The sequence below is a fragment of the Bradyrhizobium betae genome, from assembly GCF_008932115.1.
Classification (GTDB): domain Bacteria; phylum Pseudomonadota; class Alphaproteobacteria; order Rhizobiales; family Xanthobacteraceae; genus Bradyrhizobium; species Bradyrhizobium betae.
Genome location: NZ_CP044543.1, coordinates 2264921 through 2291221, shown reverse-complemented (window position 1 = coordinate 2291221; position 26301 = coordinate 2264921). Strand labels below are relative to the sequence as shown.

Below are 26301 nucleotides of genomic sequence, written 5' to 3'. Positions count from 1 at the left end.
TGAAGAGCATACCCCTCATCCGGCGCTTCGCGCCACCTTCTCCCACAAGGGGAGAAGGAAGAGGCCTCACACCGGCAGGAACCGCTTCAGCATCGGCATGAAGAAGATCCCGAGATTGATCGCAAAGCCGATGCTCCAGAGGATCGAGCGCAGCGTCGGGCGGTTGCCGAGATATGTCAGCACGTAGGCGATCCGCACGATCAGGAACAGCGCCGCCAGTTCGTCGATCAGGCGCTGCGGCGAATCCCGGTATTCGGCGAGCAGGACGGCGAAGGCGAAGAACGGAAAGGTCTCGATGCCGTTCTGGTGCGCGCCGAGCGCGCGCTGCGCGAGGGCGTCTTCATAGAAGGCAGGGTCACGCGGCCGGGAATTGTCGAATCCGCGAAACCTGATCCATTTGATCGAGGCGATCGTTACCAGATAGAGCAGCAGCGCCCCGAATACGCACCATTCCGCCAGCGTCATGGTTCCTCCCCCTCGATCCCGACCCTAGCGAAACCGGCCCAATCTTGACAAGTTCGGTGCAACGCGCGACGCAACGGACCATGACGACCGTAGCCCCCATCGAGACCGCGAAGCCGCTCCTTCTGTCCAGCCGGGCGCGGGTCGGCGTGCTTCTGGTCAATCTCGGCACCCCCGATACGGCCGACGCGCCCGGCGTGCGGGTCTATCTGAAGGAATTTCTGTCGGACGCCCGCGTCATCGAGGACCAGGGCCTGATCTGGAAAGTGGTGCTCAACGGCATCATCCTGCGCACCCGGCCCCGCGCCAAGGCGCGCGATTATCTGAAGATCTGGAATACCGAGAAGAACGAATCGCCGCTGAAGACCATCACGCGCTCGCAGAGCGACAAGCTCGCGGCCGCACTGTCGGATCGCGACCACGTCGTGGTGGACTGGGCGATGCGCTACGGCAATCCGTCGATCAGGTCGGGCATCGACGGGCTGATCGCGAGAGGATGCGACCGCATCCTCGCCGTGCCGCTCTATCCGCAATATTCCGCCCCGACCTCGGCAACCGTTTGCGACGAAGTGTTCCGCGTGCTCTCCCGGCTGCGCAGCCAGCCGACGCTGCGGGTGACGCCGCCTTACTACGAGGACGAGGCCTATATCGAGGCGCTCGCCACCTCGATCGAGACGCATCTGGCGAGCCTGCCGTTCAAGCCGGAGCTGATCGTCGCCTCGTTCCACGGCATGCCGAAATCCTATGTCGACAAGGGCGATCCCTATCAAGGCCAGTGCGTTGCCACCACCGAGGCCCTGCGCCGCCGGCTCGGCATGGACGAGACGAAGCTGCTGCTGACCTTCCAGTCGCGCTTCGGATTCGACGAGTGGCTTCAGCCCTACACCGACAAGACAATGGAGCGCCTCGCCAAGGAAGGCGTACGCAGCATCGCCGTAGTGACGCCGGGCTTTTCGGCCGACTGCCTGGAGACGCTGGAGGAAATCGCGCAGGAAAATGCCGAGATCTTCGAGCAAAACGGCGGCGAGCATTTCTCTGCCATCCCCTGCCTCAACGACAGCGAGCCCGGCATGGACGTGATCCGCACCCTGGTGCTGCGCGAGCTTCAGGGCTGGATTTGAGTGGCGTCCCAACGAACCCGCACGCCGCGTCTCGAAATCTTAACTTTTGCCGCTAGGTTTGCCTCTGCATGCTTTCAAGGGCCTTTCGCAAATACATAATCGCGACCGGTCCTTGTCCGCACGTCTTGTGCAGAATCACGCTGATACCGACGTTACCGGCAACCGCTGAACCGGTAAGGTCGCGATCCCGACCAATGACAGCGCGGGAAACGGCTTTTCCTGCCTTGGAGGATATATGAGCGGCTTCGACATTTTCGCGATTGTTCTGGTTTTGCTCGTCATCGTCACCCTGGTCGCCGGCGTGAAAACGGTGCCGCAGGGCTATGACTGGACCATCGAACGGTTCGGCAAGTACACCCAGACCCTGAGCCCCGGGCTCAATCTGATCGTGCCCTATTTCGATCGCGTCGGGCGCAAGATCAACATGATGGAGCAGGTGATCGACATTCCCGAGCAGGAGGTCATCACCAAGGACAACGCCACCGTGACGGTGGACGGCGTCGCCTTCTACCAGGTGTTCGACGCCGCGAAGGCGAGCTACGAGGTCTCCAACTTGACCCAGGCCATCACCGTCCTGACCATGACCAACATCCGCTCGGTGATGGGCGCGATGGATCTCGACCAGGTGCTGTCGCACCGCGACGAGATCAACGAGCGCCTGCTCCGCGTCGTCGATGCCGCGGTCTCGCCCTGGGGCCTCAAGGTCAACCGTATCGAGATCAAGGACATCGTGCCGCCCGCCGACCTCGTCGAAGCCATGGGCCGGCAGATGAAGGCCGAGCGCGTCAAGCGCGCCGACATTCTGGCCGCCGAAGGCCAGCGCCAGTCCGAAATCCTGCGCGCCGAAGGCGCCAAGCAGGGCCAGATCCTCCAGGCCGAAGGCCGCAAGGAAGCTGCATTCCGTGACGCCGAGGCGCGCGAGCGTTCCGCCGAGGCCGAAGCCAAGGCGACGCAGATGGTCAGTGACGCCATCAGCAAGGGCGACGTCGCGGCGCTGAACTACTTCATCGCCGACAAGTACATCAAGGCGTTCGGGCAGCTCGCGGACTCGCCGAACCAGAAGATCATCATGCTTCCGATCGAGGCGACCAGCATTCTGGGCTCGCTCGCCGGCATCGGCGAGATCGCCAAGGCGACGTTCGGCGAGAGTGCGGCATCCGCGGCCGCCGCCGCACGCCGCGGCTCGGTGCCGACCACCGGCAGCACGCCGCCGGCGGTGCCGCCGCGGCAAGGATAGTTCAAGCGCAGGCCCGTCCAAGGGCATGCGCCAAATTCAAGAGGTCGCGTCATGACCGACATGTTCGTATCGCTCGGCACCTGGAACTGGCTGATCTTCGGCTTCATCCTGATGGCGCTGGAGGTGCTGGCGCCGGGCATCTTCCTGTTCTGGCTCGGGCTGGCCGCGTTGCTGGTTGGCCTGATCTCGTTCACGGTCGTCATATCCTGGCAGATCCAGCTGGTGATGTTCGCGGTGTTCGCCGCCGCCGCGGTGCCGGTGTGGCGCCGGCTCGCCCGGCCGAAGCTGGATGCAAGCGCGAGTCCCTTCCTCAACAGGCGTACCGAGGCGCTGCTGGGCCGCGAGTTCACGCTGGAGAAGCCGATCATCGACGGCAACGGCACCATGCGCATCGGCGACACGGTGTGGCGGGTCGCAGGTCCCGATACGCCGGCCGGGACGCGGGTCAAGGTGGTTCAGGTGGACGGCGTCAATTTGACGGTGGCTGCGGCGTAGTCTCTTCGCCTCTCCGCGAGTCCGTCTCTCACCGTTTGCGCGGAGGCTCCCCTTCACCCCGAACCTCTCCCCGCAAGCGGGGAGAGGGGGAAGCGCTCTTCCACTTCTCCGCAAACCGGTGCAGCGGCATGAACGTCTCGCACAATTCCCGCCCGAGCGGCGTCAGCCCATAGCCTCCGCCTTCGCCCAGCTCCACGAACTCCGCCTCGCGCAACTCCGACAGGCGCGCCTGCAGCACCGTCGGTGAGGCCTCGTCGCAGGCTGTGCGCAGTGCGCGCGAGGTGAGGGGCGCGTCACGCAATTCCCAGAGGATACGCAGGCTCCAGCGCCGGCCCAAAAGATCGAGCAGCGCCATGATCGGCCGTCCGGTGCGCGAGCCGCGGACCTTGCCTGATGCTGGCTGTTTCGTCATCCCGGCCCTCTTGCGTGATGCTACAAATAGTGTAGCAATATGTTACATTAATTGTAGCAACGGAGACGGCGAATGTCCCAGCCTGGGCCGCGCATTGCCCCGCTCACGCCGCCTTATCCCCCGGAGATCCAGGCGCAATTCGACCGCATCATGCGGGGCGCGCCGCCGCTGGCGCTGTTCCGGGTGATGGCGGGCCACAGCCGCGCCTGGGACAAGTTTCGCGCCGGTGGCCTGCTCGATCCCGGTCCGCTCTCCCTGCGCCAACGCGAGACGTCATCGACCGCACCTGCGCGCTGACCGGATGCGAATATGAATGGGGCGTGCATATCGCGATCTTCGCTGGCCCGGCGAAATTGACCGCGGAGGAGATCCGCGCGACCGTCGAGGGCGATGCGACGTCACCGTGCTGGTCGCCAGCCGAGCAGGCGCTGATCGCAGCCGTGGACGCGCTGCATCACCGAGCGACGCTGAGTGACGCCGAATTCACCGCGCTCGCGGCGCATTGCGACGAGGCGCAGATTCTGGAGATCATGCTGCTGTGCGGCTTCTATCGCACGGTGTCGTATCTGGCGAACGGGCTGCGACTGCCGCTGGAGGAGAATGCGGCGCGGTTTCCGGCGCCGCTCTGACCGCCGTCATAGGTGAGGAGCGCCTCACCCTCTCTGTCATTCCGGGGCGCGCCACTTGGCGCGAGCCCGGAATCCATGATGCAACGGGCTCCGCGGCCCGATGGATCCCGGGTTCATCGCTTTGCGATGCCCCGGGATGACGATCAGGCCACGCCCGCGCGCAGCAGATCGTGCAGATGCACGATGCCGACCACCTTGTCCGCCTCGGTCACGACCAGCGTGGTGATCTTGCGCGTGTTCAGCACCTCGATCATTTCGGTGGCGAGCATCGAGGGCGGCACGGTCTTCGGCTGCTTCGTCATGATGTCGTCGACAACCACCGTCAGCAAATCGGGCCGCATGTTGCGGCGCAGATCGCCGTCGGTGATGATGCCTGCGATGCCGCCGGCCTGATCGACGATGCAGACGCAGCCCAGTCCCTTCGCCGACATCTCCATGATCGCATCCGACATCTCGGCGCCGAGCGGCTTGACCGGAATGTCCGCGCCCGTGCGCATGTAGTCGCGGACGAATTTCAGCATCGCGCCCAGCTTGCCGCCGGGGTGGAAGTGCGCGAACTCCAGCGCGGTGAAGCCGCGGCCTTCGAGCAACGCGATCGCGATCGCATCGCCAATCGCGACCTGCATCATGGTCGAGGTGGTCGGCGCCAGATTGTGCGGGCAGGCCTCGCGCGCCTTCGGCAGCTCGATCACGAGGTCGGCGGCCTGGCCCAGCGAGGACGAAGCGTTCGACGTCACTGCGATCATGGGGATCGCAAAGCGCGCCGAATAGTTCACGAGGGTCTTCATTTCCGGCTGCTCGCCGGACCAGGACAGCGCCATGATGACGTCGTCGGTGGTGATCATGCCGAGGTCGCCATGGGCGGCCTCCGCGGTGTGGACGAAGAAGGCCGGAGTGCCGGTCGAGGCCAAAGTCGCCGCGATCTTGCGCGCCATGTGGCCCGACTTGCCGAGCCCGGTGACGATGACGCGGCCCTTGGCATTGCGGATCAGGTCGACCGCCTTGGCAAAGGTCTCGCCGAGCGGGCCGCGCAGGGCGGCGGCGAGGGCGTTAATGCCGCCGCTCTCCGTTTCCAGCGTGCGGAGCGCGGATTCGACGCTGGCAGGGGTGGAGCCGGATGATTGGGTCATCAGCGGTTTCGATCTCGGCATGTTTTCGTCCAAGGGAAGGGTGGGGCGGTGGCCCGTTGGCGCCTGCTTAGCACGCCCCGGCGGGCGAGGCGACGCGACCTCCAGGACCTTCAACGGGTCATTAACCATAATTGTTTTAACTCCCTTAACGATGGTTTCCGCCAGCCGGCGGGAGCAATCGCGAAAGTATTTGATTTCGTTGGGGTAATTCCATCGTGGGGTCGTCTCCAGGCACTGGCCGGAGCAAACGCGCACATTTCCTGCGCGCGGCTTTGCCGTGCTTCGTGCTGACGGCCCTCGGAAACGCGCCGGTGGCCGCGCAGAGCCTCACCCCCGACCTGTTCAATCCCACCCGCGGCGGCTTCGCTTCGCCCGACACGCTGCCGACGCGGCGCACCGCAGGCGTCCCGCAGGCACCGTCGGACACCCTGCCGACGCCGCCCGACCCCAATGCAGACCCGCGCAAGCGCCAGCAGACCCCGGCGACCTCACGCGTCGGCCGGAACCCGACCAATCAGGTCCCGACCTATGGCCTGCCCGCCGCCAACGGCGCCAGCAGCTCCGGTTACGATTCGCTCAACCGCAAGCGGCAGCAGCCCAAGCTTTATCCCGGCCAGCCGAAGCCGAAGCGCGCCGGTCCCGGCTCGCCTTTGCCGACCACGAAGCCGCAGCTGTCGACGCTCGGCCTGCCGAAGATCGCGCCGCCGCCATCCGCCTCCGCCAACAAGGCGCCGGTGCCGGCCGCGATGGCGGGCACCGTGCCCGGCCAGCCGCTGCGCCGCCGTCTCAAGGCGGATGACGATGCGTTCGGCGCCGTCGGCGATTATGCCGGCAGCTTCCTGATCAAGGGCGGGCTTGAGCTCTCCGCCGGCTACGACACCAATCCGGCGCGCCTCAACAAGCCGATCGGCTCGCCGGTCTATGTCGTCGCGCCAGACCTCCTCGTGGCGTCCGACTGGGAGCGCCACGCGCTGGTCGCCGATCTGCGCGGCTCGTTCTCGGGCTACACCAACAACATGCCGGCGACGATCGACGGCTTCGCCTCGCCCTCGCCGGTCGAGATCGATCGTCCTGATTTTACCGGCCACATCGACGGCCGCCTCGACGTCGATCGCGATCTCAAGTTGACCTCGCAGCTGCGCCTGCGGCTCGCCACCGACAATCCCGGCAGCCCGAACGTGCAGGCCGGCTTGCAGAAATATCCCGTCTACGCCAGTTACGGCACCACCGTCGGCTTCGACCAGACCTTCAACCGCTTCCAGGTCGCGGCCGGCGCGACGGTGGATCGCACCGCCTACACGGATTCAAAACTCACCGACGGCTCGGTCTTCGACAACCACGACCGCGACTTCAACCAGTATGGCGGCGTCGGGCGCTTCTCCTACGAACTCAAGCCGGGGCTGAAGCCCTTCGTCGAGATCCAGGGCGACACCCGAATCCACGACGAGGCCGCCGACCGCAACGGCTACTTCCGCGATTCAAACGGCGGCTATGCCAAGGTCGGTACGTCCTTCGAGTTCTCGCGCATCCTCACCGGAGAAGTCTCGGTCGGGTATTCCGCGCGCAACTATGTCGACCCGCGCCTCAGCCAGCTCGCGGGCTTCCTCACCTCGGGCTCGCTGATCTGGAACGCGAGCGGTTTGACCACGGTGAAATTCAACACCGACACGCAGATCGCGGAGACTACCATTCCCGGCTCCTCCGGCGTGCTGGTGCACACCTACGCCGCCGAGGTCGATCACGACTTCCGCCGCTGGCTGACCGCGGTCGGCAAGTTCACCTACGGCACCTACGACTATCAAGGTCAGAACCGCAACGACAAGACCTACTCGCTCGAAGGCAATCTGATCTACAAGCTCAACCGCAACATCTGGGTAAAGGGCACGCTGCGGCATGACATCCTGGATTCGAATGTCGCGGGATCGAGCTCGCAGGGGACTGTGGTGATGCTCGGGCTGCGGCTGCAGAATTGAAGGGGAGGCCACTATGGCCGCTCGGATTACTTTGGATATCAACTCGGCTGGTGAATTCGAGCTATGGCTTAATCCGGAGGGGCGCGACGTCCTCGTCAAGGAACTGCTGGCCTTAAGTGAGACCAACGACATTTTCACTTGATGCCAAGTGCAGTAGCATCGGACGTTGAGGTTTCGACGAGGCCCTATCGACCGGACGACAAGATTCTCGAATATGGTAAGGTGCTGTTCCGACTTGACGAGTGGGACGCACGGCACTTTCCGCACGTCATAGACTGAAGTCTGCTCGCTGCCCCTCACTCCGCCGTCATGCCCCGCGAAGGCGGGGCATCCAGTACGCCGCGGCTTTTCAGTAAATCACAACTGTCTCGGAATACTGGATCGCCCGCTTTCGCGGGCGATGACACCATTTGAAAATCTGGCAGCGGAGCGAGCCGCGCCTACCTTGGCAGATCCGTCTTCCCCATCAGGAACGTGTCGATCGACCGCGCGCACATCCGGCCCTCGCGGATCGCCCACACCACCAGCGATTGCCCGCGGCGCATGTCGCCGGCAGTGAACACGTTCGGGCGCGAGGTCTGGTAGTCGAGCGTGGTGGCCTTGACGTTGCCGCGCGGGTCGAGCTCGACCGCAAGCTGCTTGAGCAGGCCCTCGTGCACGGGATGGACGAAGCCCATCGCGAGCAGGACGAGATCGGCGTCGAGCTCGAACTCGGTGCCGGGAAGCGGCTTGAACTTGTCGTCGACGCGCACGCAATGCAGCTTCTTGACCTGGCCGGCCTCGCCGGAAAACTTCTGCGTCAGCACGGCGAATTCGCGGACCGCGCCTTCGGCCTGGCTCGACGATGTCCGCATCTTCAGCGGCCAGTTCGGCCAGGTCAGGCCCTTGTTCTCGTGCTCGGGCGGCGCGGGCATGATCTCGAGCTGGGTCACGGAGAGTGCGCCCTGGCGCAGCGAGGTGCCGATGCAGTCGCTTCCGGTGTCGCCGCCGCCGATGACGACGACATGCTTGCCGGCGGCCAGAATCTCCTGGACGCCGTTCAACGGCTCGCTGGAGACGCGGCGGTTCTGCTGCGGCAGGAAGTCCATGGCATAGTGGATGCCGGCGAGGTCGCGGCCGGGGATCGGCAGGTCGCGCGGCGCTTCCGCGCCGCCGGTCAGTGCGATCGCGTCGTACGCGTTGAGCATCTCGCGCGGATCGACATTGCCGTCAACGCCGACATGGCTGTTGTAGTGGAAGGTGACGCCTTCGCCTTCCATCTGCGTGATGCGGCGGTCGATGACGCCCTTCTCCATCTTGAAGTCGGGAATGCCGTAGCGCAGCAGGCCGCCGGCCTTGGCGTATTTCTCGAACACATGCACGTCGTGGCCGGCGCGCGCGAGCTGCTGCGCGCAGGCCATGCCGGCCGGCCCCGCGCCGATCACCGCGACCTTCTTGCCGGTCTTGTGGGAGGCAATTTCAGGCTTCAGCCAGCCATTGTCCCAGGCGCGGTCGACGATCGCGCATTCGATGGTCTTGATGGTGACCGGGTTGTCGTCGATGTTGAGCGTGCAGGACGCTTCGCACGGCGCCGGACAAATGCGGCCGGTGAACTCCGGGAAATTGTTGGTCGAGTGCAGATTGCGCGAGGCTTCTTCCCAGTTGCCCTGATAGACGAGGTCGTTGAAATCGGGGATCTGGTTGTTGACCGGGCAGCCGGGCGTGCCGGGCGAGACCGAGCCGGTGCCGTGGCAATAGGGAATGCCGCAGTTCATGCAGCGCGCGGCCTGGTCGCGCGTTTCCTTCTCGGTCAAGGGAACGACGAACTCTTTGTAATGCTTCACGCGCTCGGCGACCGGGGTGTACTTGCGGTCGTGCCGTTCGATTTCGAGAAAACCCGTGATCTTGCCCATTAAACCCGAAGTCCCTGCCGCTTAAATTCGTCTTCTCTCTAGCCAGACCCTCATCCTGAGGAGCGGCGCACTTGGCGCCGCGTCTCGAAGGATGAAGGCCCCGCTGGTGACCTCATGGTTCGAGAAGCGCTTCGCGCTCCTCACCATGAGGGCTTGTTGCCTTACGCCCCGATCGCGATTTTCGGCTCGGCGTCCGCGTTGGCGGCCATTTCGCGCAGCGCGCGCCGGTACTCGACCGGCATCACCTTGCGGAATTTGGGCAGCCAGTCCTTCCAGTTGGCAAGGATGTCGGCGGCGCGCTTGGAGCCGGTCGCCTTGGCGTGGCGCGAGATCAGGATGTGCAAGCGCTCGACGTCGGAGGCGAGCAGGTTCTTGAGCACATCGACCCGGCCGTGCGCCTCGAGGTCACCAGTGTGGTGATAGGTGCCGGCATTGATCAGTTCTTCCGACAGCACCGGCTCGAGCTCGACCATCGCCATGTTGCAGAGCTTGTCGAAGGAGCCATCCTCGTCGAGCACATAGGCGATGCCGCCGGACATGCCGGCCGCGAAGTTGCGCCCGGTCTTGCCGAGCACGACCACGATGCCGCCGGTCATGTATTCGCAGCAATGATCGCCGGCGCCTTCGACCACGGCGACCGCGCCGGAGTTGCGCACGGCGAAGCGTTCGCCGGCGACGCCGCGGAAGTAGCACTCGCCCTGGATCGCGCCGTACATCACGGTGTTGCCGACGATGATGCTCTCTTCCGGCACGATGCCAGAGTTCTTCGGCGGCTTGACGACGATCTTGCCGCCCGAGAGGCCCTTGCCGACATAGTCGTTGGCTTCACCTTCCAGCTCGAAGGTGACGCCTTGCGCCAGCCACGCACCGAAGGCCTGGCCCGCGGTGCCCTTGAGGCTGACCTGGATGGTGTCGTGCGGCAGGCCGGCATGGCCGTAGATCTTGGCGACCGCGCCCGACAGCATCGCGCCGGCGGAACGGTTGGTGCTGTTGATGGCGGCGTCGATCTTCACCGGCGCGCCGCGGTCGAGCGCGGGCTGCGCCTTCTCGATCAGCGTGCGGTCGAGCACGGCTTCCAGATGATGGTTCTGGCGCTCGGAGTGGTAGATCTTCTGGCCCTTCTCTTCCTTCTGCTTGACGAACAGCTTGGAGAAGTCGAGGCCCTTGGCCTTCCAGTGCGCGACCAGCTTGGTCTGGTCGAGCAGCTGCACCTGGCCGATCATCTCGTTGAAGGTGCGGAAGCCGAGCGAGGCCATGATCTCGCGGACTTCCTCGGCGACGAAGAAGAAGTAGTTGATGACGTGCTCGGGCTGGCCGGTGAAGCGCTTGCGCAGGACGGGGTCCTGGGTCGCGACGCCGACCGGGCAGGTGTTGAGATGGCACTTGCGCATCATGATGCAGCCGGCCGCGATCAGCGGCGCGGTCGCGAAGCCGAACTCGTCGGCCCCGAGCAGCGCGCCGATCACGACGTCACGGCCGGTGCGGAAGCCGCCGTCGACCTGGACCACGATGCGGCTGCGCAGCCGCTCGCGCACCAGCGTCTGGTGAGTTTCGGCGAGACCGATCTCCCAGGGCGAGCCGGCGTGCTTGATCGAGGTCAGCGGCGAAGCGCCGGTGCCGCCCTCGAAGCCCGCGATGGTGACATGGTCGGCGCGCGCCTTGGCGACGCCCGCGGCGACCGTGCCGACGCCGATTTCGGAGACGAGCTTGACCGAGACGTCACCGGTCGGATTGACGTTCTTGAGGTCGTAGATGAGCTGCGCCAGATCCTCGATCGAGTAGATGTCGTGGTGCGGCGGCGGCGAGATCAGGCCGACGCCGGGCGTCGAGTGGCGAACCTTGGCGATGGTCGCGTCGACCTTGTGGCCGGGCAGCTGGCCGCCTTCGCCGGGCTTGGCACCCTGCGCCATCTTGATCTGCATCATGTCGGAGTTGACGAGATACTCCGTGGTGACGCCGAAGCGGCCCGAGGCGACCTGCTTGATCGCCGAGCGCATGCTGTCGCCGTTCGGCAGCGGCTTGAAGCGGTCGGCTTCCTCGCCGCCTTCGCCGGTATTCGACTTGCCGCCGATCCGGTTCATTGCGATCGCGAGCGTGGTGTGCGCCTCGCGCGAGATCGAGCCGAAGCTCATTGCGCCGGTGGCGAAACGCTTGACGATGTCCTTGGCCGACTCGACCTGGTCGAGCGGCACCGGCTTGCGCTTGTCTTCCTCGGCGTTCTTGATCCGGAACAGGCCGCGCAGCGTCAGCAGGCGCTCCGACTGCTCGTTCAGGATCTTTGCGAAGGCGCGATAGCGGTCCAGCGAATTGCCGCGCGCGGCGTGCTGCAGCAGTCCGACCGATTCCGCGGTCCAGGCATGGTCCTCGCCGCGGCTGCGATAGGCGTATTCACCGCCGACGTCGAGCGAGGTCTTGTAGACCAGCGCCTCGCCGAACGCGTCGGCATGGCGGCGCACGGCTTCTTCCGCGATCTCGGCCAGGCCCACGCCTTCGACGCGGGTATGCGTGCCGGCAAAGAACTTGCCGACGAAGTCCGCCTTGAGGCCGACCGCGTCGAAGATCTGCGCGCCGCAATAGGACTGGTAGGTCGAGATGCCCATCTTGGACATCACCTTGAGCAGGCCCTTGCCGATCGACTTGATGTAGCGCTTGACGATCTCGTAATCGTCGAGCGAGCCGGGCAGGCGGTCCTTCATCGCGATGATGGTCTCGAACGCCAGGTAAGGATTGATCGCTTCGGCGCCGTAGCCGGCAAGGCAGGCGAAGTGATGCACTTCGCGCGGCTCGCCGGATTCGACGACGAGGCCGACCGACGTGCGCAGGCCGGTGCGGATCAGGTGATGATGCACGGCGGCGCAGGCCAGCAGCGACGGGATCGGAACGCGGTCGCTGCCGACCATGCGGTCGGACAGGATGATGATGTTGACGCCTTCGCGCACCGCGCTTTCCGCGCGCGCGCAGAGTTCGTCGAGCACCTGGTCCATCCCGGCCGCGCCGAGGCCGGCGTGGAAGGTGGTGTCGAGCGTGCGCGACTTGAAGTGGGATTCAGCCACGTCCGAGATCGAGCGGATCTTTTCGAGATCGGCGTCGGTCAGGATCGGCTGGCGCGCTTCGAGACGCTTGGTGGTGGCGAGACCCTGCAGGTCGAACAGGTTCGGCCGCGGTCCGATGATCGAGACCAGGCTCATCACCAGCTCCTCGCGGATCGGGTCGATCGGCGGGTTGGTGACCTGCGCGAAGTTCTGCTTGAAATAGGTGAACAGCGGCTTGGCCTTGTCCGACAGCGCCGAGATCGGCGTGTCGTTGCCCATGGAGCCCGCTGCTTCCTCGCCGATGGAGGCCATCGGCGTCATCAGGATGGCGATGTCTTCCTGGCTGTAGCCGAACGCTTGCTGGCGATCGAGCAGCGACAGGTTGGAGCGTACGCCGGTGGTCGGCACCTTCGGCAGTTCTTCCAGCACGATCTGGGTCCGCTCCAGCCACTCCTTGTAGGGATGGCTCCTGGCGAGATCGGCCTTGATCTCGTCGTCGGGGATCAGGCGGCCCTGCTCGAGGTCGACCAGCAGCATCTTGCCGGGCTGAAGCCGCCACTTGGTGATGATCTGGTCCTCGGGGATGGTCAGCACGCCCATCTCGGACGCCATCACGATGCGGTCGTCCTTGGTCACGAGGTAGCGCGCCGGCCGCAATCCGTTTCGGTCGAGCGTGGCGCCGATCTTGCGGCCGTCGGTGAAGGCGATCGCGGCCGGGCCGTCCCACGGCTCCATCAGCGCGGCGTGATATTCGTAGAAGGCGCGGCGCGTCTCATCCATCAGGGGATTGCCGGCCCACGCCTCCGGAATCATCATCATGACGGCGTGCGGCAGCGAGTAGCCGCCCTGCACCAGGAATTCGAGGGCGTTGTCGAAGCAGGCGGTGTCCGACTGGCCTTCGTAGGAGATCGGCCAGAGCCGGTTGATGTCCTTGCCGTAGAGCTCGGAGCTCACCGAGGCCTGGCGCGCCGCCATCCAGTTGGTGTTGCCGCGCAGCGTGTTGATCTCGCCGTTATGCGCGATCATGCGGTAGGGATGCGCCAGCGACCACGCCGGGAAGGTGTTGGTCGAGAAGCGCTGATGCACCAGCGCCAGCGCGCTCTCGAAATCCTTCTCGTGCAGGTCGGGATAGTACTTGCCGAGCTGATCGGCGAGGAACATGCCCTTGTAGATCACGGTGCGGCAGGACATCGAGCAGGGGTAATAGCCCGCCAGCCCGCGGTCGCGGCGCTGATAGATCGCCTGCGAGATCGACTTGCGCAGGATGTAGAGGCGGCGCTCGAAATCGTCCTCGGTCTTGGCGGTGCCGTTGCGGCCGATGAACACCTGCATGCAGGCGGGCTCGGTCGGCTTCACGGTGACGCCTAGCGAGGAATTGTCGGTCGGCACGTCGCGCCAGCCGAGCAGGGTCAGGCCCTCTTCCTTGATCTGGTCGGCGATGATGCTCTTGATGACGTTGCGCCAGGCGGTGTCGCGCGGCAGGAACAGCGCGCCGATGGCGTATTCGCCCGGCTGAGGCAGCGCGAAGCCGAGCTCCTTCGCCTTGCGGCTGAAGAAGGCGTGCGGGATCTGCACCAGAATGCCGGCGCCGTCGCCGGCGCGCGGGTCGGCGCCGACAGCGCCGCGATGCTCGAGATTGCAGAGGATGCTGAGCGCGTCGGAGACGATCTCGTGGGACTTCTTGCCCCTGATGTTGGCGATGAAGCCGACGCCGCAGGAATCTTTCTCGAGGCTCGGATCGTAGAGGCCCACGGCCGGCGGACGCGAATTGTGTTCCTGCATCGGATCGGTCGTTTTCGAGGCGACCGTCGCCGACAGCTGGTCTGCCACGATGTTTGCGCGCTCGAATTGCGACCCGTTCATGTCCTCGTCCTCTCCATGCGGCAAGCTGCCTCACCGCTCTCTTCGGCGCACCTTGGGCGTTCCGCGGCACCCGCTTCTGGGTCACCGCTCGTCCGCTGCGAGCCGCATTTTCTTAAAGCCAAGCTAGGCGTTCTTCGTCCCCGAGAACGGCTTTGCCTGTTGCCTTCCTGGTGCTCGAGAGCACCGACTTTCGTTGCAATCCCTATGCCGGAACCGCAAGCAAAATTGAGACAGTCATCCTGTCCTAACGATCACCTTGCCAAATTTTTGTCTATCACACAAGCGCGCGAAAGTCCCGATTCCCGATCTGTCAATCAATCGCTTTCCGAAAGTTGCGCGGCCCCCGTTTTGAAGCAAACGCGCCCTGATCCGGCCCTGCCGACGCCGAATTCTCAATTGAAGCTTCGGATCGGCCCTTCGAAAGGCGCGTCACGCCGCAAGAAGCGAAAGCGCGCGAGGCATTCGGGGGTCTGACAGGAGCGTGCCGACCATGAAGTTTTTCACAGGATGTGTGGCCGCCGCCGCGCTGGCGCTGGCCGCGACCGCGGCTCAAGCGCAGATTCTCGCGCGAGTCCCGGCGAACGGTATTTTGGGCGGGGCTGCAATCGCCGTGTCGGATTTCGACGGGCCCTATGCGCCGCCGGAGGCCGCGCCGCCACCCCAGCCGCGCTACGGCTATGGCTATGAGGAGCGCGGCCCGGCCCCGGCGCTGCTGCCATCGACCGAGGTCTACGCCGTGTTGCGCGACAACGGCTTTTCGCCGCTCGGCATCCCGCGCCTGCGCGGCAGCGTCTACACCATTGCCGTGATCGACCGGCGCGGCGACGACGGCCGGCTCGTGATCGACGCCCGCGACGGGAGAATCTTGCGCTTCATGCCGGCCGCCGACGCCTACGGCATGGCCCCCGCCTTCGAGGAGCGCGCGGTGGCGCCTTACGGACCGCAAAGCGCGCTGCCGCCGCCCACCATGGTCCGCGGCGGTCCGCCGCGTCCGCCTGCCCCGATCCCGCACGTCGCCAGCCGCGCCGTGCCGCTGCCCAAGGCCGCCCCGCCGCGCAGCGAGGCGCCGGTCGCGGCGGCAAGGCCGGCCGAGCCCGCGCAGCAAACGGCCGCCGTGCAGGCAAAGCCGGCCGAGGCGGCTGCACCGACAGTCGGCCAGGCCAGGCCCGCGCCCACGATTTTGCCGACGCAGGAGATGCCGGCGGCGCAGGGGCTGGATTAGCTCTGCTCGTTTGATGCGACGGCGCTAACCACACCAACGCTGTCGTCCCTGCGTTCGCACGGACCACACCGGGGACAGGCCTGAGCAAACAAAAAAGCGCCCGAACATCTCGGGCGCCTTTTCATGAAGGCGATTGCCGCTCAGCTCCGCGGATACCCCGCCGCTTCCAGGATCAGATTCGCCACATCCTTCGGATGCGACACCAGCGAGAGGTGGCCGGCATCGAGCTCGACCGTGGTCGCGTTCATGCGCTTGGCCAGGAAGCGCTCGAAATCCGGATTGATGGTGCCGTCGTTCTTCGAGACCGCGTACCAGCTCGGCTTCGAATGCCACGCGGCCTCAGTGGTGCGGCCGGCAAAGATCGAAGCTGCCGTCGGCCATTGCACGGCATAGAGCGCCTTGGCGCGTTCCGGAGTGACGCCATTGGCGAAATATTTCAGGAAGGCATCTTCCGAGAGTTTGGTGAAGCCGTCGCGCTCGACGATACCGGCGCGCGCCGGTCCCGCCGGAAACTGCTTCGACAGCGCGACGAAATCCTCGTTCGCGTCGGGCGCACGCGCGGCGATGTAGACGAGGCCGCTGACCTTCGGGTCGGTGCCGACCTGGCTGATCACCGTGCCGCCCCAGGAATGCGCGACCAGCACGGTCGGTCCATCCTGCTCGGCCAGCGCGCGCTTGGTCGCCTCGACCGACTCGGCGAGCGAGCCGAGCGGGTTTTGAACGGCAGTGACGTTGAGGCCGGCGGCCTGGAGGATCGGGATCACCTCCGACCAGCTCGAGCCGTCGGCCCAGGCGCCGTGCACCAGTACGACGTTCCTGGCCTTCACGGTCTGCGGCGTCTGCGCGTGAGCGAGGCTGAGAGGGGCCGCCAGCAGGCTCGCGGCGACGAAAAGGCTGCGCCAGAAAGTCATGATCGTTCTCCGTCTTGTTTTGGGTTCGATATCCAAAGGACGAGGCGCTGGGCGGCGGCGTTACGCTCGGTCACTGATCCGTGACAAACGTCCTGATCAGGCGCCGCAAGGCGCGCAGGCGATTTACGCAGTGCGTGGGCACGGTAGAACGAGAGACCCGAAACCGTATTTCCAGTTCAACCGAAAACCAGCCGACGACTCGCGGCTGTTCGTGAGCCAGCGATTGAACATGCAAAAAAAACGCCCCGGGGCACCGGGGCGTTTTCGCAACCTGGAAGTGGCGAGCGTACTTTACGCGGCGACTTGCGCGGCCGAGTTCTCGATCACCTGCGCCTTCGGCGCGCCAACGTTGATCGCGATCTGACGCGGCTTCTTGGCTTCGGGAATCTCGCGTACGAGGTCGACGTGAAGCAGCCCGTTCTCGAGCGAAGCGTCCTTCACCTGCACGAAGTCGGCAAGCTGGAAGGCGCGTTCGAAGGCGCGCGCGGCAATGCCGCGGTAGAGCACTTCGGCCTTGCTGTTCTCGTTTGCGACTTTCTCGCCCTTGATCGTCAGCGTGTTTTCCTTCGCGACGAGGGAGAGCTCATCCTTGGCGAAACCCGAGACCGCGACGGTGATGCGGTAGGTATTCTCGCCGGTACGCTCGATATTGTAGGGGGGTAACCGGGGCTGCCGTCCGAACCGGCCTGGTCGAGCAGGTTGAAGAGGCGGTCGAAGCCGACGGTGGAACGGTAGAAGGGGGTGAGATCGTAGGTACGCATGGTTCAAGTCCTCCGTTGAGCGACTGTTCGCTAACCCGCCCGCCAATCGGGCCGGGCTTTCGTCTGTGTGCAGCCTGATGTTCCGGGTCCGAAACACTGGTAGCGGCCTGCACCATGGTGATATGGGTTCAGGGACACTGCGTTCAAGAGGGCGGCAATTTGCGCCTTTTCGGCGCTCCCGCCCCTTGATTTTCAGCACTTTGCGCCCAATGACGCTGATCTCGATTCCCTCCAATCCCGTCCCCGAAGACGTCGTCAGCGGCACCATCAAGACGCCCGACGGCGTCGAGCTGCGCTTTGCGCGCTGGGCGCCGCCGGCGGGCCGCAAGGGAACGGTCTGCGTCTTCACCGGGCGCAGCGAGCAGATCGAGAAATATTTCGAGACCGTCCGCGACCTGCGCGACCGCGGCTTTGCGGTGGCGATGATCGACTGGCGCGGGCAGGGCCATTCCTCGCGCCGCCTGCGCGATCCGCGCAAGGGCTATGTGCGCGACTTCTCCGATTTCGAGATCGACGTCGAGACCTTCGTGCAGCAGGTGGTGCTGCCGGATTGCCCGCCGCCCTTTTTCGCGCTCGCCCATTCCATGGGGGGCACCGTGCTGCTGCGGGTGGCGCATGCCGGCAAGCGCTGGTTCGACCGCATGGTGCTGACGGCGCCGATGATCGACCTGCCCGGCCGCGCCACCTCGTTGCCGGCGCGGGCGATTTTGAAGACGATGCGCCTGATGGGAATGGGCGGCCGCTATGTCCCCGGCGGCAGCGACCAGATCACCGGGCTCAACCCCTTCATCAACAATCCCCTGACCAGCGATCCCGTGCGCTATGCGCGCAACGCCGCGATCCTGGAGGAGGATCCGACGCTCGGGCTGGCGTCACCGACGGTCGCCTGGGCCGATACCGCCTTCCGCGCGATGCACACCTTCAAGGGCACTCACTACCCCTCCGAGATCCGCCAGCCGATCCTGATGCTGGCGGCGTCCAACGACACCGTGGTCTCGACCGCGGCGATCGAGGAGTTCGCCTATCATTTGCGCGCCGGCTCTCATCTGGTGATCGCCGGCGCCAAGCACGAGATCCTCCAGGAGCAGGACCGCTACCGCTCCCAGTTCTGGGCCGCCTTCGATGCCTTCGTGCCGGGCACGCCGCTGTTCAAGTGAGAGTTTGTATTGCGGACAGAGCCGCAAACTCGTCATGGCCGGGACAAGCCCGGCCATGACGATGAGGGCTTTGGCTACAGCGTCTTCAGATACTCGATCAACTCGTAGCGCTCGTCGTCGTTCTTGAATTCGCGGCCGATGACGCCGGGGCGTCTTTCCTCGCCCGGCTTGCGTTCGAAGGAATGGCCGAGCACGCTGTTGCCCTGGAGCGGCTTGCCGTCGGATCCCGTCGTCGAAAACTGCGTCTCGCCCGTCTTGCAGCGCTCGTCGGCGGTGACGGCAAAGCCGACGGTGACGGGATCATAGTCGCGGCGGCCCATGCAGAATTTCTGCGGACGCTCGCTTGCTGGCTTCAGCAGCCAGTAGAGCGACGGTACCGAGCCGTTGTGCAGATAGGGTGCAGTGGCCCAGATCCCGTTCAGCGGCCGCGCGCGATAGCGGGGGCCGGGCGCCGGATTGGGGCAGTTCTTGCGCGCGAGATTCCACAGCTTTGCCCGCTCGACGTCCGGAATCTTGTCGTCGTCCATCCACTTGCGGGCGACGAGATCGACCACCGTCATGAGGCCGAGCGCATATGACATCTCGGTCGGCGAGCTCGCCGTCGAGCCGTCGCATTGCCACCAGGTCTTGAGGTCGGCCGTGTTCACCTTCAGGAAGCCGGGCACGTCGACGGTCCTGGTGCCGAGCACCATCGACTGCTCGGGATCCGTCTTGATCTCGTCGGTGGGGATCGTCACCGCGTTCAGCACCTTGCTGTCGCCGCTCGGCTCCCAATGCCCTGAAGACCAGAAAGCGTCGGTGTTGACGGCCGGCAGATGACATCCCGAGCACATCTCGGTGTAGATCTTGCGGCCATTATCAGCCTTCTTCTGATCGATCCTCCAGGCGTCGCCGAGAATCTGCGACGGCCATTTTGGCGACAGCAGGCCGCCGAACTCCGGCTTGGCCGCCTTGAACGGATCGGGGCCCCTGAGCATGTCCTCGATCCAGCCGATGGTGTTGATATGAACCGACGACCGCCAAAGCCTGTCCTCCGGATAAGCGTCGGACAGGTTGAGCAGCGCCGTGACGCCGAGCGCTTCGCCGGCATTGCGGATCAGCGGCTGCTCGATCGAGGCGTCGTACTGCGCGAACTTGAACCACGGCACGGTCCAGATCGCGGGATAGCTGACCGGCGCGTCCTGGGCATGCAGGTTCTTCTCGAAGCCCTTGACCCCGCTGAGCGCGAAGTCCTGCGAGAACACCTGGTTGCCGATGCGATTGAGGGCGTCGAGGCGGCCGAAGCCTTCCTCGGTGTCCCGCTGCTGCTTGCCGTCCCAGGTCTTCTTGCCTTCGATCGTCTTGCCGTAATTCTTGGCCCAATCGATCAGGAAATTGCCGATCGCACTGAGCTTCTGCTTGAGCGCGTCGCGGTCCGCCTTGCCGGCCTCGGGTCCGAGCACGCGATCGGCAAAGCGCTGGAAGCGAAATGGCACATACAGCGTGTAGGCGATCGACAGGCCGGTGGAGAGCTCGAGTTTCTTCAGGTCGGTCATGGCCGGGCCGCCGTCGAAGCGGACGTCGATGCCCTTGTAGTGGATCTGGCCGGTATGGCAGGCCGCGCAGGTCAGCCCGATCTTGTCCTGCTCGCGACCGCCGGTCGCGGGATCGGTGACGCCGGTCATCCGTGCGAAGCCGACCGGCAGGCCGTCGACGTTCTCCGCGGGAGTCCATCGCGTCGACCAGTCCGATGCCTGCGTCGTCTCATAGACATTGGCGTAGCCATAGCGGCGCAGCGTCGTGGGGTCGGTCTGGATCGATTGCGGGCTCGGAATGAAGCCGAAGCGTTCGAGATAGGCGCTGTCCTTCATCATGCCGGGCCGCGAGAACAGATGCAGCCGCGGCTGCTCCAGCGCCATGAACCATTCATAGGGCACCGGGAAGGTCGCAGTGCCCTGGCTGGCATGATGGAACCAGTGCCGGTCCTTCAGCGACCAGTTCTGCTCGAGCCAGAACGCGGCTGTCGTTTCCGGGAGCTTCGGCAAGGGCGGCGGCAGAAGGTTTACGAGGATTCCCTTCTGCGGCAGCATCGCGCGGACCTGGTTGGGGAATTCGGCGACTGCGACCAGGAGGGCGAGACCGATGGCGACGAGCAGAGCCAGAAGCTTGGCGGCTCCCCATGCCACGCGCTGGCAGGTGGACGGCACTGGCTGCGACACCAGCCGCTGGTTGATGCGGGCGGGGAATTGGCGCTCGTTGAACAGCGTGCGCACGTCGGCGACGCCGAGATAGCGGTTCTCGCCTTCGCCCTTGCCGATGATCTTCAGGAGTATCGGCCATTCGAATTTCATCAGCAGCGGGTAGTACCACCGCGCGGCGCTGCCGGCGCGCTTCAGGTTGTCGCGCATGAAGGTCTGGATTTCCGCGGCATTGAGGCCGGGCTCGGTGCCGCCGCTGTTCGGATCCTGGTAAGTCCGGCCGAAGCTCTCGAGCCGCTTGATCTCGCCCTCATTGACCTTGCCGTCGACGCCGAGGATGCGCGAGCCGGCGCCGAGCTTGTCGAGCGGGCCGCCGCGCAGCGCGTCGAGCTGCGCGCCCGAGAAGATGCTCTTGAGGATGTGACCGAGACCGTTGGCGATGAGCGCCACGCCGCGGACCTGGAGACGGGCGAATGCCTTCTTCAGCCCGGTCTCGCCGGTCGCATTCGCAATCGTCTCCGACAGCTTGCCGAGCGGGACGGTGCCGCCGTCGACGAAGCCTTCGCCGACGAGGCCGCGCAGGAACGGACAGGGATTGTTCGGCGAGACCTGGATCGAGGGATCGAAAGGGGGCTTCGAGGCGGGGTCGGTCATGGCCCAAAATCCTGAAAACGGCGAATCGTCAAATGCAGGCGCGCCGATCAAGCGCGGAAAGTCCTAACAAACCGGCAGCAAGCTATACTACTTCAGCGTGTAACGAAGTGTGGCTGAATTCACTGTCCTGTCAACAAAAGCAGGCCAGAGGGCACCGACGAGTTGCCGGGGACCGCGGCTCGCCTGTCAGGACTCCGCTGCGCGTTTGACGTCGCTCTGGATCAAGGTCAGCCTGGCGAGCGGCACGCCCGCCTTCAGAAGCCCCTCGCGGTAATGGGCGAGGTCCTCGGGCCGCTTCCAGTGGAAATTGCGCAAGTGCCGGTCGACGTTCAGGGCCGGGTGGTGGCCCATCAGCACGCCGGTGGCTTCGGTGGCCTCGCCGATGCGGCCCAATTGTGCCAGCGCCGCGGCGCGGATCGCCAGCGCCTGCATGTGGTTCGGGTTGATGTAGAGCTGCTCGCGGGCCCATGACAGCGTCGCGTCGTACCGCCCCAACAGATAATGGCTGAAAGCGTTCAGCGCGGCCCATTGGTAGCGCGGGTCGCTGTTGTCGCGCTGTGCCGCCATCGAGAACAGCTCGATCGCCTCGCGGTGCTCGCCGATGACGAAATGGCAGATGCCGAGCACGCCGCGTGCGCCGTTGTCGTAGGGGTTGAGCGCGACGGCGCGCTTGGCGGCGTCCATCGCAGCCTCGTAATGCCCCTCCAGGGCATGTGTCCATGACAGGATCGAGAAGGCGAAGGAGGAGCGCGGGTCGAGCCGCACGCTGGTCTCGGCGAGCTTCATCGCCTCCGCCCACATCTCGCGCGTGCCCTTGATCCAGCCGAACTGGATGCTCTGGATCTGGATCGTGGCGAGATAGGCGTGCGCGATCGACAGTTTGGGGTCGACCTTGATGGCTTCCCGGAACAGGTCGATGGCGAGGTGCAGATCTTCCTTGGTCTGCCGGTAATAATGCGACAGCCCCTTGAGGAAGCGGTCCCAGGCGGTCACGTCGGTCGAGAGCCGGGCCGGGGCGGAGGCTTCCGCCCGGACGATCTCGGTAGCGATGGCGGCGGACAGATTGGTGGTGATCTCGTCCTGCATCGCGAAGAGGTCGCCGATGTCGCGGTCGTAGCGGCCGGTCCAGAGCTGCTCGCCGGTCTCCGGCGCGATCAGTTCGGCGGTGACGCGGATCTTGGCTCCGGCCCGCCGCACCGATCCCTGGATCAGATACGTGGCGTCGATCTCCCGCGCGATCAGCCGGGTGCTCACATTGTTGCCCTTGAAGGCGAAGGTCGAGTTGCGGCTCAGCACGCGATAGAACGATTGCAGCGACAGCGCGTGGATCAAATCCTCGGTCAGGCCGTCGGAGAAATATTCGTCCTGGGCATCGCTGAGATTGGCGAAGGGCAGCACGCCGACGATGGCGGTGCGGTACTGCTGCGAGAGCGCGGATGCCTCCCGCAGTTCGGGGGCGAGCGCCGGTGCGCCCTCCGGAGACCAGGTCCAGATCGCGACCGGGTCCTTGATGTTCTTGAAGCGATGGTTGCCGCCATCGACCAGCGGCACGGTCAGGTGTCGGCTGGCCTCCTTGTAGGCCTTGGCCGAGATCGCGAAGCCGCCGGGGCTCGCCACGGCTTCGAGGCGGACGGCAATGTTGACATCGTCACCGAACACCTCGTCCTCGTCGGCGATGACGTCGCCCATATGGATGCCGAGCCGGAACTGCATGGCGCGGTCGGCGGGCAGATGGTGGTTGCGCTCCGCCATCAGCGTCTGCATCGCGATCGACGCCTCGGTGGCGCCGACGATCGAGGGGAACTCGAGCAGGAAGCCGTCGCCGGTGTTTTTGACGACCCGGCCGCCGTGATTGAGGATGATGGGATGGATCGCGCTGCGGTGGGCCTTGAAGGCGGCATGGGTGCCGGCCTCGTCGCTGCCCATCATGCGCGAATAGCCGGCGACATCGGCGCAGACGATGGCGGCCAGACGTCTTTCCATATTCCGGGGCTCCAAGAGACCTGCAAGAGACTTGGAAGGGACCAAGGACCGGCCACGGCGTGGCAGTCGCCTCGAATCCCGCATATCAAGAACCCTGCCTTTATAGAGCAGATGCGGCCGAGCGATAGTATGATGCGCATTGCAAATTCGAAGTAAATCCTCTGCAAATCCGGCGGTGGACGGGGCCGGGTGAACCGACTAAGCCCGCCCTTTGAGAGGCGGGGCGGGGCCGCGGGGGCACCTCACATGCTGGGCATTCACGAGATCTGGCTCTTCATCCTGTCGGGCTTGCTGCTCAACATCACGCCGGGGCCGGACTCGGTCTATGTGATCGGACGCAGCATGCAGATGGGCTGGCGGGGCGGCGCCGCTGCCGCGCTCGGCATCAGTTGCGGCTGCTTTTTCCATGTCGCGGCCGCCGCGATCGGCCTGTCGGCCCTGCTGATGGCCTCGTCGACTGCGTTCTCGATCCTGAAGCTGGTCGGCGCGGCTTATCTGGTCGTCACAGGACTTCAGATGCTGTGGTCGCGGCCGGTGCTGGCAGCGGCTATCGACGAGCCGGTGCGGAGCTCGCTGCGAAGGGTCTTCCTCCAGGGTGTCTTCACCAATGCGCTCAATCCCAAGGTCGCGCTGTTCTTCCTGGCGTTCCTGCCGCAATTCGTCGCAGCCGATTCGCCGCACAAGCCGCTGGCCTTCCTGACGCTCGGCCTGATCTTCATCTTCACGGGGACGCTATGGTGCCTGGTGCTGGCGGCGTTCGCGGCCAAGGCCGCGCACCGCCTGCGGAGTTCGGAGGGCGCGATCGCGTGGGTTAACCGCGCGCTCGGCGGCCTCTTCATCTACCTCGGTATCCGCGTCGCCATGCTGGAGACGCGGTAGCTCGTTCGAACGAATGACTGGTGCAGCCCGCGATCGGCCAGGTAGAGGCCGCGCGGGAGGGAGGTCTCGATGGTTCGGGGAAGCTGTCTCTGCGGCGCCGTGCGTTTCGAGGTCGATCAGGTGCGCGCGCTGACGCATTGTCACTGCGCCAATTGCCGCAAGCTCACCGGCGCGGCCTTCGCCACCTACGCCCATGTCGACGCCGACAAATTTCGCTTCGTAGCGGGCGAGGACACGACCGTGGCTTATGAATCCGCGCCGGGAAGTTTCCGCTATCGCTGCAGGACCTGCGGCTGCCTGACGCCGGGCAGGGCTAGCTATCTGCCGACCGTCAGCATTCCCGCCGGCCTGCTCGACGACGATCCACAAGTCAGGCCTCGCCTGCATGTCTTCACCTCGTCGCGCGCGCCGTGGTGGACGATCCAGGACGATCTGCCCCAGCACGAAAAATGGGTGCCGGGCTTCGAACCGAAATCCTGAGCGTTTCAGGCAAACTCTTTCAGCAGCGCGCTGCCGGCGAGATAGAGGCCGAGCAAGATCATCGCGATCAGGAACCAGCGGCGAAACGCTTCCGCCGGCATCCGCGCCCGCACCGACTGGCCGATGAACATGCCGGCAAAGGCCGTGGCCATGCCGACGGCGCCCGGCACCGAGTTGGCCGGCGTCAGCAATCCGCCGGCGGTCAGGTTGAAGGCGAGCGCCAGCGTCGCGGTCGTGAAGAACACGCCGAGCGCTTGCACCAGCTCGTCCTTCTCCATGCCGATCGCCTGCATGAACGGCATTGAGGGGATCACCTGCACGCCGGTCGAGGCCGAGATCATGCCGGTGATCACGCCGACCACGCCGCCGACCCATTTCTCGTTCTTTGGCGCGACGTGGAACTGGAATTTGTTCAGCCCGATCACCGCGTAAATCACCAGCAGGGCGCCGAGCACGATCGTGCCGTAGCGCGCATGCGGGCCGGTCAGCGCGCCGGCATTGAGCCAGCAGCCGATCACGGTGCCGATCATCAGCGGCCAAAGCCGCCGCAGGATATCGCGCAAATAGGGGCCGGCGAAGGTCTGCCAGATGTTGGTGACGATGGCCGGCACGATCACGATGGCGATTGCGCGGCTCGGGGCCATGCTCACCGCGAGCAGGCCCATGGAGACCGTCGGCAGGCCGAGTCCGACCACGCCCTTGACGAATCCGGCGAGCAGGAAGACGGCAGCGATGACAATGAGAAGCGGGTCGATCATGCCAGGCACATTGACCGAAGCCGCGCGCCGGCACAATCTGGAGGTTACGGAGACAGCCTTCGTCCCTGACGAAAGCTGCGGAGACCTGCCATGCGTTTCGACCTCGTCGACCTCCAGCTATTCATCGCGGTCGCCGACCAGCGCAGCATCACCCGCGGCGCGGAACGGTCACATCTCGCTTTGGCCTCGGCCAGCGCCCGCATCAAGGGGCTCGAGGACGCGCTCGGCGTCGCGCTGCTCAAGCGCGGGCGCCGCGGCGTCGAACTGACCGCGGCGGGCGAGAGCCTGCTCGACCATGCCAGGCTCGTGATTCACCAGATCGACGCCATGCGCGGCGACCTCGCCGGATTTGCGAGTGGTGTGCGCGCCAGCGTGCACTTGCTCGCCAACACCTCCGGGCTGTCGGAGCATCTGCCGAAGGCGCTCGCCGGCTTCCTGCGCGAGCATCGCGACGTTGCCATCGATATCGAGGAGCGCGAGAGCACCGATATCGCGGCGGCGATCACCGCGGGTGCCGCCGATCTCGGTTTTGCCGCCGAGCATGCGCTGCCCGATCATATCGAGCGCTTCGTTTTCAGCGAGGACCGCCTGACCCTGGTCGCGTCGCGCCGCGGCCCCTTCGCCGGCCGCCGCCAGATCGACTTCCAGGAGGCGGGCGCTTGCGACTTCGTCGGGCTGACCAGCGCCACGGCGCTTCAGGTCCACATCTCCAAGCATGCCGCACGGCTCGGCATGCGTCCGCATTTCCGCGCGCGATTGCGCGACTTCGACGCGATCTGCCAGATGGTCGCCGCCGACGTCGGCGTCGCGCTGGTGCCCGAAGCCGCCGCCCGCCGCTGCGCCAAGCTGATGCCGCTCGCCATGGTCCGCCTGCGCGATGCCTGGGCCAACCGGAGACTCGTGATCTGCGCGCGGAGTTTCAAGACGCTGCCACGGCCGGCGAAGATGCTGGTGGAGCATTTGCGGGCCGAGGCGGTGTGATGGGGGACCCCACAAATTCGTCATGCCCGGGCTTGTCCCGGGCATCCACGTTCTTCGTGCCGAGTGGGAGAGACGGTGGATGGCCGGGACAA

Annotated in this window: 19 protein-coding genes and 2 pseudogenes; 11 read left to right on the top strand and 10 right to left on the bottom strand. The window is 65.3% G+C overall.

What is annotated here, in order from left to right; all coding sequences use genetic code 11:
* Positions 1-66 precede the first annotated feature (66 nt).
* Positions 67-465, bottom strand: a complete 399-nt coding sequence (locus F8237_RS10940) for an MAPEG family protein (protein WP_151644522.1) — start codon at positions 463-465, stop codon at positions 67-69.
* Between the two features lie 80 nt (positions 466-545).
* Between F8237_RS10940 and hemH the strand changes: the two genes are divergently transcribed.
* From hemH to F8237_RS10925, 3 genes are all read left to right on the top strand, one after another.
* The gene (gene hemH / locus F8237_RS10935) at positions 546-1583 is read left to right on the top strand and encodes a ferrochelatase (protein ID WP_151644520.1); all 1038 of its coding nucleotides are present in this window, start codon (positions 546-548) and stop codon (positions 1581-1583) included.
* A 235-nt stretch (positions 1584-1818) separates the two neighbouring features.
* Positions 1819-2820 (top strand): SPFH domain-containing protein, encoded by a 1002-nt coding sequence (locus F8237_RS10930; protein WP_151644518.1) that lies wholly within the window; start codon positions 1819-1821, stop codon positions 2818-2820.
* 51 nt (positions 2821-2871) lie between these two features.
* On the top strand, positions 2872-3315 hold the full coding sequence (locus F8237_RS10925; protein ID WP_151644516.1) for an NfeD family protein: 444 nt from the start codon (positions 2872-2874) through the stop codon (positions 3313-3315).
* 28 nt (positions 3316-3343) lie between these two features.
* Here F8237_RS10925 and F8237_RS10920 read toward each other — a convergent pair whose 3' ends face one another.
* Entirely contained in the window at positions 3344-3727 is a 384-nt protein-coding gene (locus tag F8237_RS10920) for a winged helix-turn-helix transcriptional regulator (protein WP_151644514.1), read from the bottom strand.
* Between the two features lie 72 nt (positions 3728-3799).
* Here F8237_RS10920 and F8237_RS10915 point away from each other — a divergent pair.
* Positions 3800-4356: pseudogene (locus F8237_RS10915) on the top strand (carboxymuconolactone decarboxylase family protein).
* 143 nt (positions 4357-4499) lie between these two features.
* On the opposite strand, the gene F8237_RS10910 reads toward F8237_RS10915, so the two are convergent.
* Entirely contained in the window at positions 4500-5507 is a 1008-nt protein-coding gene (locus tag F8237_RS10910) for a KpsF/GutQ family sugar-phosphate isomerase (protein ID WP_162005986.1), read from the bottom strand.
* Between the two features lie 194 nt (positions 5508-5701).
* On the opposite strand from F8237_RS10910, the gene F8237_RS10905 reads away from it, so the two are divergent.
* Positions 5702-7459 carry an outer membrane beta-barrel protein gene (locus tag F8237_RS10905; protein WP_151644510.1) on the top strand — a complete coding sequence of 586 codons (1758 nt, stop codon included), beginning with the start codon at positions 5702-5704 and terminating at the stop codon, positions 7457-7459.
* A 13-nt stretch (positions 7460-7472) separates the two neighbouring features.
* Complete coding sequence (locus F8237_RS37220; RefSeq protein WP_259173303.1) at positions 7473-7601, top strand: hypothetical protein; 129 nt, start codon at positions 7473-7475, stop codon at positions 7599-7601.
* A 298-nt stretch (positions 7602-7899) separates the two neighbouring features.
* Here F8237_RS37220 and F8237_RS10895 read toward each other — a convergent pair whose 3' ends face one another.
* Entirely contained in the window at positions 7900-9351 is a 1452-nt protein-coding gene (locus tag F8237_RS10895; protein WP_151644508.1) for a glutamate synthase subunit beta, read from the bottom strand.
* A gap of 161 nt (positions 9352-9512) precedes the next feature.
* Positions 9513-14246 carry a glutamate synthase large subunit gene (gltB, locus tag F8237_RS10890; RefSeq protein WP_151644506.1) on the bottom strand — a complete coding sequence of 1578 codons (4734 nt, stop codon included), beginning with the start codon at positions 14244-14246 and terminating at the stop codon, positions 9513-9515.
* A 490-nt stretch (positions 14247-14736) separates the two neighbouring features.
* Here gltB and F8237_RS10885 point away from each other — a divergent pair, with 490 nt between their 5' ends.
* Complete coding sequence (locus F8237_RS10885; protein WP_151644503.1) at positions 14737-15468, top strand: hypothetical protein; 732 nt, start codon at positions 14737-14739, stop codon at positions 15466-15468.
* Positions 15469-15608: 140 nt separating this feature from the next.
* On the opposite strand, the gene F8237_RS10880 is transcribed toward F8237_RS10885, so the two are convergent.
* Together F8237_RS10880 and F8237_RS10875 are read right to left on the bottom strand one after the other, a co-directional pair.
* Complete coding sequence (locus F8237_RS10880; RefSeq protein WP_151644501.1) at positions 15609-16379, bottom strand: alpha/beta fold hydrolase; 771 nt, start codon at positions 16377-16379, stop codon at positions 15609-15611.
* A 291-nt stretch (positions 16380-16670) separates the two neighbouring features.
* Positions 16671-17140: pseudogene (locus tag F8237_RS10875) on the bottom strand (Hsp20 family protein).
* A gap of 209 nt (positions 17141-17349) precedes the next feature.
* On the opposite strand from F8237_RS10875, the gene F8237_RS10870 reads away from it, so the two are divergent.
* Positions 17350-18297 (top strand): alpha/beta fold hydrolase, encoded by a 948-nt coding sequence (locus F8237_RS10870; RefSeq protein ID WP_151644499.1) that lies wholly within the window; start codon positions 17350-17352, stop codon positions 18295-18297.
* A 74-nt stretch (positions 18298-18371) separates the two neighbouring features.
* Here the strand turns inward: F8237_RS10870 and F8237_RS10865 are convergent, their stop codons facing one another.
* Positions 18372-21128, bottom strand: a complete 2757-nt coding sequence (locus F8237_RS10865) for a di-heme-cytochrome C peroxidase (RefSeq protein WP_151644497.1) — start codon at positions 21126-21128, stop codon at positions 18372-18374.
* A gap of 186 nt (positions 21129-21314) precedes the next feature.
* The gene (locus F8237_RS10860; RefSeq protein ID WP_162005985.1) at positions 21315-23111 is read right to left on the bottom strand and encodes an adenylate/guanylate cyclase domain-containing protein; all 1797 of its coding nucleotides are present in this window, start codon (positions 23109-23111) and stop codon (positions 21315-21317) included.
* A 246-nt stretch (positions 23112-23357) separates the two neighbouring features.
* Between F8237_RS10860 and F8237_RS10855 the strand changes: the two genes are divergently transcribed.
* Both F8237_RS10855 and F8237_RS10850 read left to right on the top strand, forming a co-directional pair.
* Positions 23358-23990 (top strand): LysE family translocator, encoded by a 633-nt coding sequence (locus F8237_RS10855; protein ID WP_151644494.1) that lies wholly within the window; start codon positions 23358-23360, stop codon positions 23988-23990.
* A 69-nt stretch (positions 23991-24059) separates the two neighbouring features.
* Positions 24060-24470: a GFA family protein gene (locus F8237_RS10850; protein ID WP_151644492.1), complete on the top strand. Its 411-nt coding sequence runs from the start codon at positions 24060-24062 to the stop codon at positions 24468-24470.
* Between the two features lie 5 nt (positions 24471-24475).
* Here the strand turns inward: F8237_RS10850 and F8237_RS10845 are convergent, their stop codons facing one another.
* Entirely contained in the window at positions 24476-25228 is a 753-nt protein-coding gene (locus F8237_RS10845; protein WP_151644490.1) for a sulfite exporter TauE/SafE family protein, read from the bottom strand.
* A gap of 90 nt (positions 25229-25318) precedes the next feature.
* Between F8237_RS10845 and F8237_RS10840 the strand changes: the two genes are divergently transcribed.
* Entirely contained in the window at positions 25319-26209 is an 891-nt protein-coding gene (locus tag F8237_RS10840) for a LysR substrate-binding domain-containing protein (RefSeq protein ID WP_151644488.1), read from the top strand.
* Positions 26210-26301: the final 92 nt, after the last annotated feature.